Origin of the sequence: Geotoga petraea (assembly GCF_900102615.1) — a bacterium.
Classification (GTDB): Bacteria; Thermotogota; Thermotogae; order Petrotogales; family Petrotogaceae; genus Geotoga; species Geotoga petraea.
Window position 1 is genome coordinate 73983 of sequence record NZ_FMYV01000005.1, and the last position, 15497, is coordinate 89479.

Consider the following 15497-nt stretch of genomic DNA (forward strand, 5'->3'; position numbering starts at 1 on the left):
TTATCATCCTTTATATGAGCCTATTGTTTCTTGATATGACTCATAACTTATTTGATGTTTTTCTAATAATTTTATTAGTTGATCTTTAAAAGAATAATAGATACCGTCAGGCAATTTTTTATAATCTTTAAAAATTCCATCAGAAATTCTTAAGTATTCAAATACAGTCACATAACCATCTTGCCCTGTTTGATAGCAATTTTCACAACCACTACCTGAGCACTGTTGACAGATTTTAGGTATCAATCTTTGATTTATTATAAGATCACAATTACTCAATATTTGTTCTTCGTTTATTCCAAGGCCTTTTAGCCTACTTAGAGCTTTAAAAACATTTTGAGAATGGAGAGACGCAACCAAAGAATGCCCAGTAACTGCTGATTCGAAAAGCAATTTAGCAAATGATTTTTCGCGTACTTCACCTATTTGAATGATCTCTGGATCCTGTCTTAATATGTATTTTAATACATCAACTTTATCTTCTTCTTCAACGTTTATTTGAATAATATTTTCGTTTATGTATTCTACGGGGCTTTCTATTGAGTGAACTTTAAAATCATCTTTAATCTTGTTTATAATATAAGCCATTGTAGTAGATTTTCCAGCCCCTGTAGGCCCTGAAAATATTGTTACTTTTGATTTGCTCTTTATTGAATTCAATATTTTCTCTTCTAAATTCTCAGGTATTTTAACCTCAACTTCTTTAATATTTTGTAGTCTTCTAATAACTAAAGAAATACCGTTTACGGATTTCATAAATGAAACTCTGAAGTTTAATCCGTTATGCTCAAAGCTACCATCTGTGTTTTTGGTATCGTTTATGATATCTTTCCCGGTTTGTAATAGAATTAAGTTGAGTAATTCGTCATAATTTTCTTTGGTTATAGTCTTAAAGTTCAACAATTTTCCAGAGTATCTTATTTTTACTCTTACATTCTCTTTCAATGGTTCAAAATGGTAATCTGTTATTCTTCTATCGGAAAAGTTAAAACCTAATTGATCTATTCCACCCTTAAAATCATAAGTGTCTAATTCTTCATATAAACTATAAAAATCGTTATTCATAATCACTGTTTTCATTTAGATATTTGTTTAATTTTGTTATTTCATCAGCAACAATTGTTTTTCCAAATTGTCTGTAAAGAGCTGGTTGCTCGTATAAATCTAAATAATTATCTTCTCCTGGTAATTTGTCATAACCTGATGCTACAACAGTAACTTTTATTACTTCAGGGGGAAGTTCAACAGTCGATATTCCCATTTTCAATTTGGCATCATCAATGGCATAAGATCTCAAAATTTCGTTAATTATTCTAACATCTTCTGTTGTTGGGTTTTTACCAGCAATATTAACCAATGCAGCGGTTGCATTTCTTACTTGGTCTTCTAATAATTTAGAATTTAAAGCATTTTTTATAGCTTCTTCTGATCTTCTTTCACCTTTTGCAACACCTATACCAAGCATAGCAGAACCTTTAATTTTCAATACCGATGCCACATCAGCAAAGTCAAGATTTATCATTCCTGGTTTAGTAATGAGGTCAGATATACCGGTTATAGCTTGATATAAAATATCATCAGCTTTTTCAAAAGCTTTATCTATAGGGATATTTTCACCATTGTCTATTAATTTGTCATTGGATATTTTTATCAAACTGTCAACTGACCTTTTCAAATTTTGAAGCCCGTCAAGAGCCAATCTTTCTTTTGTCGACCCTTCAAAATGAAATGGCATGGTAACAATAGCAACTGTTAGTATATCCATCTGTGTGGCAAGTTCGGCAATAATGGGCGAAGCTCCTGTTCCTGTTCCTCCACCTAATCCAGCTGTAATAAAAAGCAAATCAGTTTCTTGAAGCCATTCCTTTATTTCTTCTTTACTTTCAATTGCAGATTCCCTCCCTTTTGCAGGGTCTCCTCCAGCTCCAAGCCCTCTGGTTAGTTCTTTTCCAAGTTGTAATTTATTTTCTGCATCCAAATTTTCAAGAACCTGAACGTCTGTATTGGCTGCAATAAGTTCTACATCGTCAACACCTTTTTTAATCATTCTTTGGATTGCATTGTTTCCAGCTCCGCCAACACCGATTACTTTTATTTTATAATTGGATTTTTTACTAAATAAAGGTCCTTTTTTTTGTATTTCATCCATCTCAAAAGGCATCATCTTCACCACCTGTTAGCTTATCAATTAAATTTTTGAAAAAGCCTTTTTGCTTGTTTTTTTCTTTTCTATTTTTTTCATTATTTTTTTGTTTTGATGATTGTTTTGACGAAATTTCAACTGCTTGTCTTTCATTTTTGTCAATTCTATATCTTTCTAAAATACCAAACACCGGTATGAATTCAGAATTTGCCTTTAATTCTGGATTAACTTCAAAATGGCTATTGTTTGTTAAAACACCTTTTCTGAAATTGTCCCCCATTAGTTCTTTTATAGTTTGTTCTATATTTTTAATTTCAGCTCCCCCGCCAGTGAATACTATTCCGCCTTGCCATGTCCCTACTTCTAAAGTTTTTTCATAGCTTATTTTAGATAGTTCTCCATTCAATCTTGATATTATCTCTCTAACTCTTGCAAAAATAATTTTATTCAACAAGTTTTGAGATATATAAGAATCGCCTCTTCCTGAAATGGATTCAAAATCAACTTTTTTTATTGTTTTGGTATCTATTAAACACACTCCTTCCTCAATCAATAGTCTGTGTGCTTCTTCTTCAGATGTTTTAAGAACATTTGAGATGTCTTTTAAAACATATTTAATTCCATAAGGGAAAGCATAATATAGTTTTGGAATTCCATCTTTAAATATAATTATTCTACACATATGGTATCCAAAATCTATAACTGTAACTCCAATATCTCTATCATTTGCAGTAGTTACAGCATAAGCAGAAGATAGAGTCGTGTCATAAAATGGTATTTCAGACTCATCAACAATGTTTTTAAATACGTTAACTAATAAAGCAAATGAATTTTCGGTTACCCAAACAACGTTTAAAGCAGTAGACAAAGACCTTTGGGCAAAGAAAGAAATAGGATTTCTAACACTTTTATCGTCAATTATAAACTTCATAAAATTGGAATCTAAAATAAGTTTACTGTCATCTTCATATTTGCTAATTATGTTGTTTTTTATTTTCTTCAAATCTGATTCTTTTATTTCAGTTTTTTGATTGTATTCAACTGTAAAATTCTCTTGTGTAATGTATAACGAATTCGTTGAATAACCAACGACTATATCTATTCCTTTTACTTTTTTTGGAAGGCCTTGTTGTAGTCTATTAATTATCTTCTGAATTGTTTTTCTTATAGTTTCAACGTCTTGTATTTCTCCATTTATTATTCCGTCTGTTTTTATTTTTTCATATGCTAACGGAGTGTATTTATCAAATTCTTCTTCAAATAACACCCCTTTAGTAAAATAACTTCCTATATCAAGTCCAATAATATAGTTCTTAGGCATTATACCCCCCCTATTTAGTCTTCTTTTATCAAAACTTCATTTATTAATAGATAGTTCCCTGATTCTATATTACTCAAATCAAAATTTGCTTTGAAAAATTCTGTCAATTCTTCTTTTTTATAGTATTTTATTCTAACTTTATTATAACAAATAATTTCATTTTTGAGAAAATCAATTTTAATAATATTATTTTTCCCTTCTATATTTCGAACAATTTTAATTTCATTATTTATATCATCTGAAAAATTTATGATTGGAATATTGGGAATTTTGATGTCATCTACGAAAACTACCCTACCAAAAAAGTCATGATAAAAAAACCTATTTTTATACTCAGTTATATAATAGGGATTTGCTCTTTCACTTTCTGTAGTATATAAATTATTCCCCCTATTTTTCAGGGGGAATAAGATTAGTATCACACTTGTAATGAACAAAAGTAAAAAAACAATTTTAGCCATAAAATATGACAATTTCATTAAATATCTAATTCCTTTACTTTATATGCATTATCTTCTATAAAAGTTCTTCTTAACGATGGATCATCACCCATCAAAATATTAATAGTTTCATCGGCCATTTCAAGATCTTCTATTTTAACTCTAAGAAGTTTCCTGTTATCCACATCCATGGTTGTTTCCCAAAGTTGTTCTGGATTCATTTCTCCTAAACCTTTATATCTTTGCAATTTCCATTTTTTATCTTTGTATTTTTCTTTGATCACTTCTAACTCATCTTCTGAAAATAAATAAATTTGTTTTCTATCAACTTCAATTCTATAAAGTGGAGGAACTGCTATATATACATTCCCATTTTCTATTAATTTTCTCATATACTTATAAAAGAGAGTGAGTAATAAAGTTCTAATATGAGCACCATCAACATCGGCATCTGTCATGATGATAATCTTACCATATCTTAGCTTGGAAATATCAAACTCATCACCAATGCTTGTTCCAAGAGCTGTAGTAATGTTGACAATGGTGTCATTTTTCAAAAGTCTTAAAAGATCTTTTTTCTCAGCATTAACTATTTTACCCCTTAGTGGCAATATAGCTTGGAAGTATCTATCTCTTGCTTGTTTAGCATTACCTCCAGCAGAATCTCCTTCGACTATAAATATTTCTGATTCTGAAAGGTCTTTAGAAATACAGTCGGCTAATTTACCTGGAAGAGTTGAGTTTTCAAAAATTGATTTTCTTTTAACACTATCTCTTGCTCTCTTAGCTGCTAATCTTCTTTTTGTAGCGATTTTAATTCTTTCAAATATCTGTTTTGATTCTTTTGGGTGTGAATCAAAATATATTGTTAGATATTCATTTACTATTTGATTGACTGCTTCTCTTGCAGCTTTTGAACCCAATTTACCTTTAGTTTGACCTTCAAAAATGGGTTCCGCCATTTTTAAATGCAAAATAGCTACTAGCCCTTCTCTAACATCATCGCCAGTGAAGTTTTCGTCTTTTTCTTTCAAAACTCCATATTTTCTCGCATAATCATTACATAATCTGGTTAAAGCAGATTTAAATCCAGATTCATGTTCCCCACCATCAATGGTTCTAATATTGTTGACAAATGAAATTATACTCGTTTCATCTGAATTTGTATAAACCATTTCAAGATCTAGTTGCATATCTGGTTCGCCTTTTTTTACTTGATATGCACCACTTATACCGATAGATTCTGAAATTGCATTTTTCTTCTTCTTTTTTAAATTGAATTCTAAAAACTCTTTTAAACCCCCAGAAAAATGAAAAGTGAGATGTTTTTCTTTCTTTTTATCTTCAAATTCTATAGTTAGCTCGGGATTTAGAAAGGCTATTTCTCTTAATCTTGTTTCAATTGAGTGTGCGTCAACTGCTATTTCTCTGTCTTCAAAAATATCTGCATCAGGTTTAAATTTAATATACGTACCTTTTTTATCTGTATCTCCGATAACTTTTACCGGTTCTTCAGGCACTCCTTTTAAATATTTTTGATAGTATATTTTCCCATTTTGAAATACTTTTACAATCATATATTCGGATAAAGCGTTAACCACTGAAGCACCAACACCATGCAATCCTCCAGAAACTTTATAAGCTTTTTTATCGAATTTACCACCTGCGTGTAAAACCGTCATAACTACCTCTAAAGTAGATCTTTTTTCTGTAGGATGCATATCTACAGGAATACCCCTACCATCATCTGTTACTTCTACACTATCGTCAGTATTTAACACTACTTTTAGATTTTTAGCATAACCGTTAATATGCTCATCAATACCATTATCTATAATTTCATACACCATATGGTTCAGCCCAGCTTGAGAAGTAGAACCTATATACATTCCTGGTCTCATTCTAACAGGCTCTAACCCTTTTAAAACCTTAATTTGTTCACCTGAATATTCATCGTTTAGCATCGTTACACCTCCGAATTACCTTGATTTCATTTACTATATCTTGACTTAATTTTTTGTTGATATTTTCAATGATTTCGTTAGAATTAAAAACTATTTCTTGCATAACAACGTTGTTCTTACAAGAAATAATTAATAATTTATCTCTACTGAAATAATCTTTTATTTCAGTATCTTCTTTTAAATTTTCATCTGCAATTTCTTCCCAGATTTTTTTTATCTCATTTATCGAATATGACTTTTTTATTATGGGATTTTTTTTTGAAAGTCTTTTCAAAAAATCTCCCATTTTTTCTTCCAAGTCAAACACCTTCCCAATTTGTTTGATCTTCTAATATATATTCTTTCCAATTATCCATAAGAGTTTCTGTTACTAATCCTGGAACAGCAAAAGTGAAATCTGGGAATATTCTTCTAACAGGCACAACCCCCATTGTTGTATGTGTCAAAAAGATTTCATCCGCTGAAAGAAGTTCCCATGCTTCAACATTTTGTTTTTCCTCAACTTCCATGCTTAAACTTTTTGCAAGTCCTATTATATTACTCCTTGTTATTCCAGGCAATACCCCTGAAGAAATATGGGGAGTTATTAATACATTTGAATTTACATAAAAAATATTTGAATATGTACACTCTGTAACATATCCATACTCGTTTAGAATTATAGATTCATAAAAATAATCATACTTATTGTGAATATACTTCATAAAACCGTTTAGCGGAGATTTTACGTAATAGGGTATTACAGGAGAGAAAGGTTTTCTTTCTCTTGCTATATTAACAACAACTCCATCCTCAAAGACTTCATTTTTATGTTCTAATTTCTCTACAAAACAATATACAGTCTTTTTTAAAGAAGTTTGTGGGGTTACGTATATTCTAAATCTATATTCTGGATAATTATGAACCTTAATTGCTTGGTTGATTATTTCCAGTAAATCACCAAATTCTGGAATTTCAAAGTTCATAAAATCTGCTGATCTTTTCAATCTTTTATAGTGTTTTTTCATAGCAAATGGAACTTTTGAATAAGTTCTGATAACTTCATAAACTGAAATTCCACTCATAAAAGCTTGGTCATCGGCATTTATAAGAGGGTATTCTATCCATTCTTTTCCATTAAAAAACATCTGATGCCACCCCTTCAGTATTTATTTGCTTTATTATAACTTCTTTAAAATTATTCTCTTCATTGTTTTGACCGTTAATTTTATGGCTAATGTAATACTCATCGTAACCTTTGTTATTATTCTCTATTAGAACTTTAACTTTTTTGCCTATCATATTTAAAATATAATCTTTTGATGAATATTTTGAGGCTTCAAATAGAATTTTGTTTCTCTCTTTCTTTATATTCCCTGGAATTTGATTTTCAAGTCTCTTTGCTTTTGTATTAGGCCTTGCAGAAAATCTGAACCCATGTATTTTTTGTAATTTATTTTTTTTCACAAAGTTAATCAATTCCTGGAAGTCTTCTTCAGTTTCTCCAGGAAATCCAACTATTATATCTGCTGTTATAGAAAAATTTTCATTATATTTTCTTAAATTTTTAAAGGCATTGTTTATATCTTTTTTTCTATATTTTCTTCCCATATTTTCTAAAACATCATTAGAAACATGTTGAAGAGAAAGATGTACATGATTTTCAAAAATATCCGATTCGTTAACTATTTTAGCAAACTGTTCATCTATCATATCTGGATATAAAGAGCTTATCCTTATTCTGATATTTTTAGTTCCAAATTTTTTTTCGATATCTTTTAAAAGACATTTAAAATTATAATCAGTTCTATATCCATAATACCCTAAATTAATTCCTGTTAAAACTATTTCTTTTATCCCTTGATCTATAAAATCTGATATTTTATCGAATATAATTTCTTTATCTAAGCTTCTAATCTTTGTACCTCTTGAAAATATTATTCTACAATAAGTGCATGCGTTATAGCAACCTTCCTCTATTGGAAGAAATACTCTTGTTCTATTTCCCATCGGAAAATTAGGAATTTCTATTTTGTCTTGTTTCCTTAGCCAATAGGCTTTATCTACAAAAATTCCTTCTTTTTCAATGTTCTGATCAATATATTTTTTTTCTAAGTTTCCCAATACCAGATCTGCCCCAATTTCTTTTAGCTTTTCTGCATCTGTATGAGAGTAGCATCCAGTAGCAATTATTTTTATATTTGAATTTTTCCTTTTTATTCTTCTGATTGTTTGTCTAATTTTTCTTTCTGCTTCTGCAGTTACGGTGCAAGTATTTAGTACGTATATGTCACTTCTTCCATCTTTTTCTTCAAATGTTATATTATAGTTAGAATTCAACTTTTCAGCCATTTTTTCTGTTTCAGACTGATTTAGTTTACAACCATAAGTTATAAAAGATATTTTTTTATTCATTTTCTTGTATTAATTCACCTCTTGCAGCTTGGCTCAGTAGCCCTATTCTTCTGATAATTCCAACCAATCTATTTTGATCATCAACAACGGGGATAATTTTTAATTTGTTCTTTATAATAACATCTGCAACGTGCAAAACAGTGTCATCGACATTTACTTTAAAAGGTTTATCCACCATAAAATCAGATACTGGTTTGTAAAGAATTTTGTTCAATCCAGTAAAAAATTGATGTGAATCAGGTATAAAAGCACTACTCTCCATTAAACTTAGATAACCAGGGAGGGATGCACTTATAATTCCACTTTCACTAAGGTATCCTACTAATTTAAAATTATCATCTACAACAGGCAAGGCTGATAAACCATGTCTTTTACATATTATAATAAATCTATCTATTGATTCATCTTTCATGATTGCTGTTAAATCTCTTTGCATGATATCTAACGCAGTCATTAATCATCCCTCCTTATCTTATTTTTTCTACTTTAAATTTTGATTTGCACATTTCTATTTCTTCTTCAGCCCCTAAAATCTTTCCTATATAATTTGTTGAAGAAATAGCTGCCGCCATACCAAATTTTGCGGCTTCTAAATAGTCATACCCCTTTTTTATAAGATATGTAACTATTCCAGACATAAAAGCATCCCCGGCACCAAATAAATGCGATCTTTCAATTTCTTTTGTAGCGGTGAATAACCAAGTCCCATCTTTTGTAAAAACCATATCTCCAAAAACATGATAGCTCATTATAACTAACCTTGCCCCGTAATCTATTATTTTCTCTCCTACTTCCAGATAGTCTTCAATAGTCTCTAAATTTTTCCCAAGTATTCTTGTGCTTTTTCTCAAGTCGGGTTTTACTACCATAGGACAATTATTTCTAATAGTCTCTTCAAAATGTGGGCCATTAGCTTCCATGTATGTTGTTTTCCCTTGCTTCTTGGCATAACTTATTAAATCAGAATAAATTGTAATTGGTAACCCGGGCGGAATACTACCTGATACCAATACATGATCAACTAAAGAGATAACAGATTTATATCTTTTCATGAAATGAGCTAAATCATTTTCATTTATAAAAGGTCCCATTGAATTTATCTCAGTAATTGTATTTTTTAAAGGATCTATGATTTCTATATTCTCTCTTGTTTCTTCTGTACAATATATAAAATTTGTAGTTATATTTTTTACTATAGAAAGTTTTGATTGAATTACGTTACCTATAAAACCTCCAAGAAATCCCATATTTATAGAAGAAACTCCGAGGTCAGAAATCATTAAAGATACGTTTATACCTTTACCTCCTGCTTCCATATCTGAATTTGAGGGATTATTTATTCTAAAAAGATTTCCACTATCAAAATTTTCTATAACAAATTCTCTATCTAACGATGGATTGAGTGTTAATGCTAGCAGATCGTATTCCAATTTAAAAACCTCCTTATTTTTGCTTCTTTAAATTATATCATATGAATATTAACAATAATATAATATATAAAAAAAAGCCGCATAAGCGGCTTTATAATTTAAAAATTATTTTTTATCTAAGGCTAATTTTTCTTCGTCTTTTTCATATTTTTTCATTCTTGTTTCATAGTTATAAACGCCTCTTTTTGATGGCCATTTTTCTGAATAACCTTCTTCGTACCACAATTTATCAGCGTAGACTTTCCATTCTGCAGCCAATTCATCTAATTCAGGGCCTAATTCATTAACAACTCTTTCAGAACCTGGATGTTGTGGAATAGCGTTGAATTTCTTTACCATAGATCTGAATACTTTAGGATTGTCTATAATAGGGCATGGTCTAAACAAGTTATCTGAATATGGAATAGTTCTTTTATATGCTTCAAAGAATGGAGATTTTAAAATTTCTAAAATTGATTTTTCTCTTATATTGTCAACTGCGAACTGTTGGAAAACACATGGTTCAGCGTATCCTTTTGCATTAATGTGTAGGTATTTAGAACCTGCTGCTAAACAACCATTAGTTAAGAACCCATGATTCCAGAAATCGGCTACAAAAGAGAATTTGCCTCCAAGTCTTAGTTCTTCAGTTTTCCTAAACCTTTCTAATCTTTGTTCTGGAGTTGGAACTAATTCTAATGAAGCGTCCGCTCCAACTGGCATAAACTGGAATACCCAAGCAAAAGCAACACCATGATCTTTTAAATACTCCCAGAAAGAATCGTCCATTATCATTTCGTGATTTTTTCTTGTTGCAGTTATTGAAGAACCAAAGATAACTCCATGTTTGTTTAGTAATTCCCAAGCATGTTTTATTTTTTCAAATACACCTTTACCTCTTCTCCAATCGGTCATTTCTTCATAACCTTCAACTGATATAGCAAGTGTTGCATTTCCCAATTCAGCCAATCTCTTAGCATTTTCATCATTTATTAAAGTTGCATTTGTGTAGATCATGAAATAAGAATCGTTAAACTCTTCTAACACTTCGAAAAGGTGAGGGTAAACAAAAGGTTCTCCACCAGTTATAACAAAGAAGTATATTCCCAAATCATTGAACTGCTTTATTGTACTTCTTATTTCTTCTTTTGATAATTGATATTTGTGGCCGTACAATGCGGCATAACAACCAACACACCTTAAATTACAAGCATATGTAGGAGATATAATTGCCAATTTTGGTAAAACAAGTTTATGTTCGTGCATTTTTTCTTGCCTAACTTTTTCACCAACTGCAAATTCGTTAATTATTAAATTGTTAATAACTTTTTCGACTACTTTTGGATTAGCTCTTTGGAAGAGTTCAGACCAATTCTTTATCATTGGATCTCCTCTGTCTGCACCTTCAGCTAAATGCCTTAAACCGCTTTTTGCAGGTTCTTTAGCAAATTTAGAAAGAGTCCAAAATAATTTACCTAATTGCTCTACATCTGCTTTTCTAACTACATTGGCAACAAGTTTTGATGATTGTTTCATCATCATAGTTTTCATAGAATCTAAAATATTCATTATTTACACCTCCACAAAAAATTTATTCACATAATTTTAGAATAATATCTTTTAATTCTTTAGTTAATGTTTCTTTGTCAAAATCAACACCAAAAACTTTATACAATTGCAGTCCCACCAACATTGATTGAATCATCAAAGCCTTATTTTTTGAATCAAATAAATCTTCAAATTTATCCAAAACTACTGTAAAATATTTTGTAAATGTACTTTTTAAAGATGAAAAATTCTTTTTGTTATTTACAGAACCAAGAATTATCTCAAATGTTCTAAGTATTTCTTCTTTTGTCAACGAAGTAAATATTTTTGAATAAATTTCTGAATAAAATTCGGCTTTTTTTTCTATGGCTTGATTCTCATCAACTTCAATATCATCAATTCTATAGGTAAATTTATTAATTAATCTAATAAATGCCGATACAATTAAATTATCTTTATTAGAATAGTAATTATATAAAGTTCCTTTAGAATAATCACATGATTTGGCAACTTCATCCATTGTTAATTTGGATAGTCCTTTATTAAGTATGATTTCTATTGTCTTGTCAGCTATGATTTCTTTTTTGCTTTTAGCTTTAGAAATATCCATTATTAACACCTCACAACAATTGACTGAACAGTCACTTACAAAAATTATACTTCTTTTTATTTTTTTAGTCAACGCTGATATATTTTGTCGTATTTAAAACAGTTTAATTACTTTATATTTACAATTTTAGCTTATAGTCTTTGTTTAGAAGATTATTAATAAACATTAATTTAGGAGTATATATGTAACATAATTTTAATTATATTGTGTTTAAATGTTTACTTTTTTGATAATAGTCTTTTTCTATACCGATATTAATAGTGTTATGTTATAATTTTATTGACACTAAATATGGAGGTTAATAAATTGGATTTTATTCTTATTAGAACAAATGAAATTTCCTTAAAAAATAAAAATAAGGGAATTTTCATGAATAAACTTAAAGAAAATATAGAAAAAATGCTTGAGGGAAAAACTAAGATCAAAAGGATTAACAATAGGTTCTATATAACTCCTAAAAAAAATTTAAAAAGTTATGACAAAGACAAAATAAAAGACAATTTAAATAAAGTTTTTGGTATTCATTCTATTTCTTTTGTTCATCTTGTTGATAAGAATATGGAAGATATTAAAAACAAATCTTATGAATTAGTTAATGATTATATAGAAAGTCATTCAATTAAAACTTTCAAAGTCGAAGTAAAAAGAGCAGACAAATCTTTCGAATATACAAGCATAGAATTTGCAGCATTAATTGGTGAAAAAGTTCTTGAAAAATTTAAAGAGTTAAAAGTTGATGTTAAAAACCCTGACATGATTTTATATATAGACATTCGTCAAGAGGGTGTGTATTTATACTCTGAAAAAATCAAATGTGCAGGAGGTTTGCCTACAGGAACATCTTCAAAAGGAACTTTGCTTCTTTCAGGAGGAATAGACAGCCCTGTAGCTGGAACTTTGATGCAGAAAAGGGGTATGGTGATTAATGCTGTTAGTTTTCATAGTCCTCCTTTCACAGGAAGTAAGACGGTTGAAAAAATAATTGAATTAGCAAAAAAATTATCATATTATAATTCAAACCCTATTGACTTGTACATGGTTCCTTTAACAAAGGTTCAAAAAGCTTACAAAGAAATTGCTGGTAAAAACATAGTAGTTTTACAAAGAAGATCTATGATGAGAATCGCAACAAAAATATCAGATTTAACACAGACAAAATTATTGATAACTGGAGAAAGTTTAGGACAAGTAGCTTCTCAAACAGTTGAGAATTTGGGTTCTATATCAGATGCTACAGAAAAAATAATACTGAGGCCTCTCATAGGATTTGACAAAGAAGAAACAATAAAATTATCTAAATCATATGGTTTTTATGATACATCTATCAAACCTCAAACTGATTCGTGCACTATTTTTCTCCCTTCTAATCCAGCTACAAAATCAAAGATACCAGTTTTAGAGAAAATAGAAAATGAAATTGATAATTTATTTTCATTAGAATTAGAGGCATTAAATGAAACAAAAAGATACAGAATTTTCAAAGAAGAAGTTCAAGAATTAAATGATTTTGAAAATATTTTAGGAGGCACATTATGAATTTTATAAAAAATATTGGCTTGTTTTTCTTAAACTTATATTTTTATATAGTCATATTGGTTTTAGTATTTGGTTATGGATCTTACGGCTTATTAAAAGCAAGATTTTTAAAGAGAACTTCAGAAGAGAAATCAAAAGAATTTGTAAGAAAAACTGTTGAAAAGTTTGGTAGGATAATCATGAAATCCTTTTTTTGTAAGGTTGAAGTGGATGGAAAAGATAAAATACCTAAAAATGGTCCTTATGTTATAGTATCTAATCACCAAAGTTATTTTGATATACCATTGATTTTTGGTTATGTCTATCCAAGTGGTTTTGTTGCAAAGATAGAGTTGGCAAAAATGCCAATTGTAGGAAAGTATATTAATGCCTTAGATAGTGTGTTGATAAATAGAAAAGATCCTAAATCTGGGGCTGCTTCATTAAGAAAATTTGCTAAAAACCTAAAAAATGGTTCTATTATAACGGTTTTTCCAGAAGGTACTCGTACTAAAACAGGTGATGTGGGCGAATTCAAAAAAGGTACATTAATGGTACCGTATAGGTATAAAGTAAACATTTTACCAATATCTATAAACGGTTCTTTCAACCTTAGTAAAAAAGGATCTTTTCTTTTTAAGCCAACAAAGATTAAAATAAAAATTTTCGATGTTATTGAACCAGAAAAGTTTGCTAGTGAAAGTGAACTAAGGCAACACATAAAAAGTAACATTTCAACTTCTCTTCAGGAGGGATAAAATGAAAATAATTAGTAAAATAACTATGGGGTTGGATAAAGTTTCTAATACTCCAGTTATTTTTTTGTTCCTGGAAAAAACACATTTAGCCTTACCAATTTGGATAGGACCTTGTGAAGCAGGAATATTGGCTATGGCATTAAAGAAAGAAAAATTTGATAGACCATTAACTCATGATTTATATATAAATACTTTAAAAAAAATGGGCTACAGTATAACACAAATTGTTATAACTAAAATTGAAAAAAACATTTATCATTCCAACATTTACCTTAAGAATTCTGAAGAAAAAAGCGTTATTATCGATTCAAGACCTTCTGACGCTATTATTCTTGCAGTAAAAAATGAAACCTCCATCTTCTTAGATGATGATATAGCTATAAATAACGCTGTAGAAGTTGATTTTTTAGGAGATATCGAAGAAGATAGAGATGATCTAAAAAAAATGTTAGATGAATTCAACATAGACAATATGAAAGATTATTTCAATAAAGGCGATGAATAAATGTATATAATTATTTAAGGGGGAAAGTATGGACTTTTTGATCAGTTATAAAAATTATTTCGATAAAAAATTATCTTATTTTATTGAAAATATTAATTTCAATAAAGATATTAAAGATTCCTTAAGCTATAGTTTAAAAAATGGTGGCAAAAGACTTAGACCGTGGATAATTTCAGAGATTTCTAATATTTTAAAAATAGATGACTTCGATTCAGTAGAAAAATTATGCTTTTCAGTCGAAATTTTACATACAACTTCTTTAATTCATGATGATATGCCTGAAATAGATAATGCCACTTTAAGAAGAGGTAAAAAGGCCAATCATTTGGTATTCGGAGATTATCTTTCATTGTTATCTGGAGATTATGGTTTTGTTCTTCCCTTAAAGATTGTGTCAGATTTAAAAATAATTGATCTGTCAATAAAAAACCAAATTTTTTCACTTTTTTCAAAATCCACATTAACCCTTATAGAAGGTGAAACAGAAGATGTTTTATTTGAAAAATTAGGAAAAACTCCTTCAAAAGAGGAAATAATAAATATGTACAGGAAAAAAACAGGAGAATTATTTGGTCTTAGTTTTGCTTTGCCTTTTATATTATCCAGTAAAAAACATGTTGATCAATATTTTGAAGCTGGTGTTGATTTTGGAATAGCATTTCAAATTTATGATGATTTAAAAGATATCCATTCTACAAAAGAGGAATTGGGAAAAGATATTAATGCTGATAAAAACAAGTCAACAATTATAAAGTTATTGGGAAGAGAAAAATCAAAAATATACGCTGACTCTTTATTTGAAAAAATCGGGAATCTTTTTATTGAAAATAATTTAAAATCTTTCTATGAAAAATTGTCAAATATTAAGTCTTATATAGAAAAAAAATAGG

Annotated in this window: 16 protein-coding genes; 4 read left to right on the forward strand and 12 right to left on the reverse strand. The window is 29.2% G+C overall.

The features are described from left to right. Nucleotides 1-3: 3 nt before the first annotated feature. The 12 genes from BLS00_RS06780 to BLS00_RS06835 all read right to left on the reverse strand — a co-directional run bounded on the left by BLS00_RS06780 (nt 4) and on the right by BLS00_RS06835 (nt 11829). Nucleotides 4-1080 carry an ATPase, T2SS/T4P/T4SS family gene (locus BLS00_RS06780; protein ID WP_091403990.1) on the reverse strand — a complete coding sequence of 359 codons (1077 nt, stop codon included), beginning with the start codon at nt 1078-1080 and terminating at the stop codon, nt 4-6. Beyond that, nucleotides 1058-2161, reverse strand: coding sequence for a cell division protein FtsZ (ftsZ, locus tag BLS00_RS06785; RefSeq protein ID WP_176759860.1), 1104 nt, complete (start codon nt 2159-2161; stop codon nt 1058-1060). Before ftsZ ends, BLS00_RS06780 begins: the two co-directional genes overlap by 23 nt. Continuing rightward, nucleotides 2151-3464, reverse strand: coding sequence for a cell division protein FtsA (locus tag BLS00_RS06790; protein WP_091403994.1), 1314 nt, complete (start codon nt 3462-3464; stop codon nt 2151-2153). The genes ftsZ and BLS00_RS06790 overlap by 11 nt, the downstream gene beginning before the upstream one ends. 14 nt (nt 3465-3478) lie before the next feature. Further along, nucleotides 3479-3925: a hypothetical protein gene (locus tag BLS00_RS06795; protein ID WP_135403097.1), complete on the reverse strand. Its 447-nt coding sequence runs from the start codon at nt 3923-3925 to the stop codon at nt 3479-3481. A 17-nt stretch (nt 3926-3942) separates the two neighbouring features. Next, nucleotides 3943-5868, reverse strand: a complete 1926-nt coding sequence (locus BLS00_RS06800; protein WP_091404000.1) for a DNA gyrase/topoisomerase IV subunit B — start codon at nt 5866-5868, stop codon at nt 3943-3945. After that, nucleotides 5855-6166 (reverse strand): DciA family protein, encoded by a 312-nt coding sequence (locus BLS00_RS06805; protein ID WP_091404003.1) that lies wholly within the window; start codon nt 6164-6166, stop codon nt 5855-5857. Before BLS00_RS06805 ends, BLS00_RS06800 begins: the two co-directional genes overlap by 14 nt. Before the next feature lies 1 nt (nt 6167). After that, on the reverse strand, nt 6168-6995 hold the full coding sequence (locus tag BLS00_RS06810) for an aminotransferase class IV (protein WP_091404008.1): 828 nt from the start codon (nt 6993-6995) through the stop codon (nt 6168-6170). Then, entirely contained in the window at nt 6985-8262 is a 1278-nt protein-coding gene (mtaB, locus tag BLS00_RS06815) for a tRNA (N(6)-L-threonylcarbamoyladenosine(37)-C(2))-methylthiotransferase MtaB (protein ID WP_091404013.1), read from the reverse strand. Before mtaB ends, BLS00_RS06810 begins: the two co-directional genes overlap by 11 nt. Continuing rightward, complete coding sequence (locus BLS00_RS06820; RefSeq protein WP_091404017.1) at nt 8255-8716, reverse strand: CBS domain-containing protein; 462 nt, start codon at nt 8714-8716, stop codon at nt 8255-8257. The genes mtaB and BLS00_RS06820 overlap by 8 nt, the downstream gene beginning before the upstream one ends. Nucleotides 8717-8729: 13 nt before the next feature. Continuing rightward, the gene (locus tag BLS00_RS06825) at nt 8730-9692 is read right to left on the reverse strand and encodes a 1-phosphofructokinase family hexose kinase (protein ID WP_091404019.1); all 963 of its coding nucleotides are present in this window, start codon (nt 9690-9692) and stop codon (nt 8730-8732) included. A 105-nt stretch (nt 9693-9797) separates the two neighbouring features. Then, nucleotides 9798-11240 carry a radical SAM/SPASM domain-containing protein gene (locus BLS00_RS06830; RefSeq protein ID WP_091404023.1) on the reverse strand — a complete coding sequence of 481 codons (1443 nt, stop codon included), beginning with the start codon at nt 11238-11240 and terminating at the stop codon, nt 9798-9800. 22 nt (nt 11241-11262) lie between these two features. After that, nucleotides 11263-11829 (reverse strand): TetR/AcrR family transcriptional regulator, encoded by a 567-nt coding sequence (locus BLS00_RS06835; RefSeq protein ID WP_091404026.1) that lies wholly within the window; start codon nt 11827-11829, stop codon nt 11263-11265. Nucleotides 11830-12135: 306 nt separating this feature from the next. On the opposite strand from BLS00_RS06835, the gene thiI reads away from it, so the two are divergent. From thiI to BLS00_RS06855, 4 genes are read left to right on the forward strand one after another with little or no spacing between them, the layout of a single operon-like run. Then, nucleotides 12136-13365: a tRNA uracil 4-sulfurtransferase ThiI gene (gene thiI, locus BLS00_RS06840; protein ID WP_167849029.1), complete on the forward strand. Its 1230-nt coding sequence runs from the start codon at nt 12136-12138 to the stop codon at nt 13363-13365. Beyond that, nucleotides 13362-14102, forward strand: a complete 741-nt coding sequence (locus BLS00_RS06845; protein ID WP_091404032.1) for a lysophospholipid acyltransferase family protein — start codon at nt 13362-13364, stop codon at nt 14100-14102. Before thiI ends, BLS00_RS06845 begins: the two co-directional genes overlap by 4 nt. Before the next feature lies 1 nt (nt 14103). After that, complete coding sequence (locus BLS00_RS06850; protein WP_091404035.1) at nt 14104-14607, forward strand: bifunctional nuclease family protein; 504 nt, start codon at nt 14104-14106, stop codon at nt 14605-14607. Nucleotides 14608-14635: 28 nt separating this feature from the next. Next, nucleotides 14636-15496, forward strand: coding sequence for a polyprenyl synthetase family protein (locus BLS00_RS06855; RefSeq protein WP_091404038.1), 861 nt, complete (start codon nt 14636-14638; stop codon nt 15494-15496). The last annotated feature ends 1 nt before the right edge of the window (nt 15497 follow it).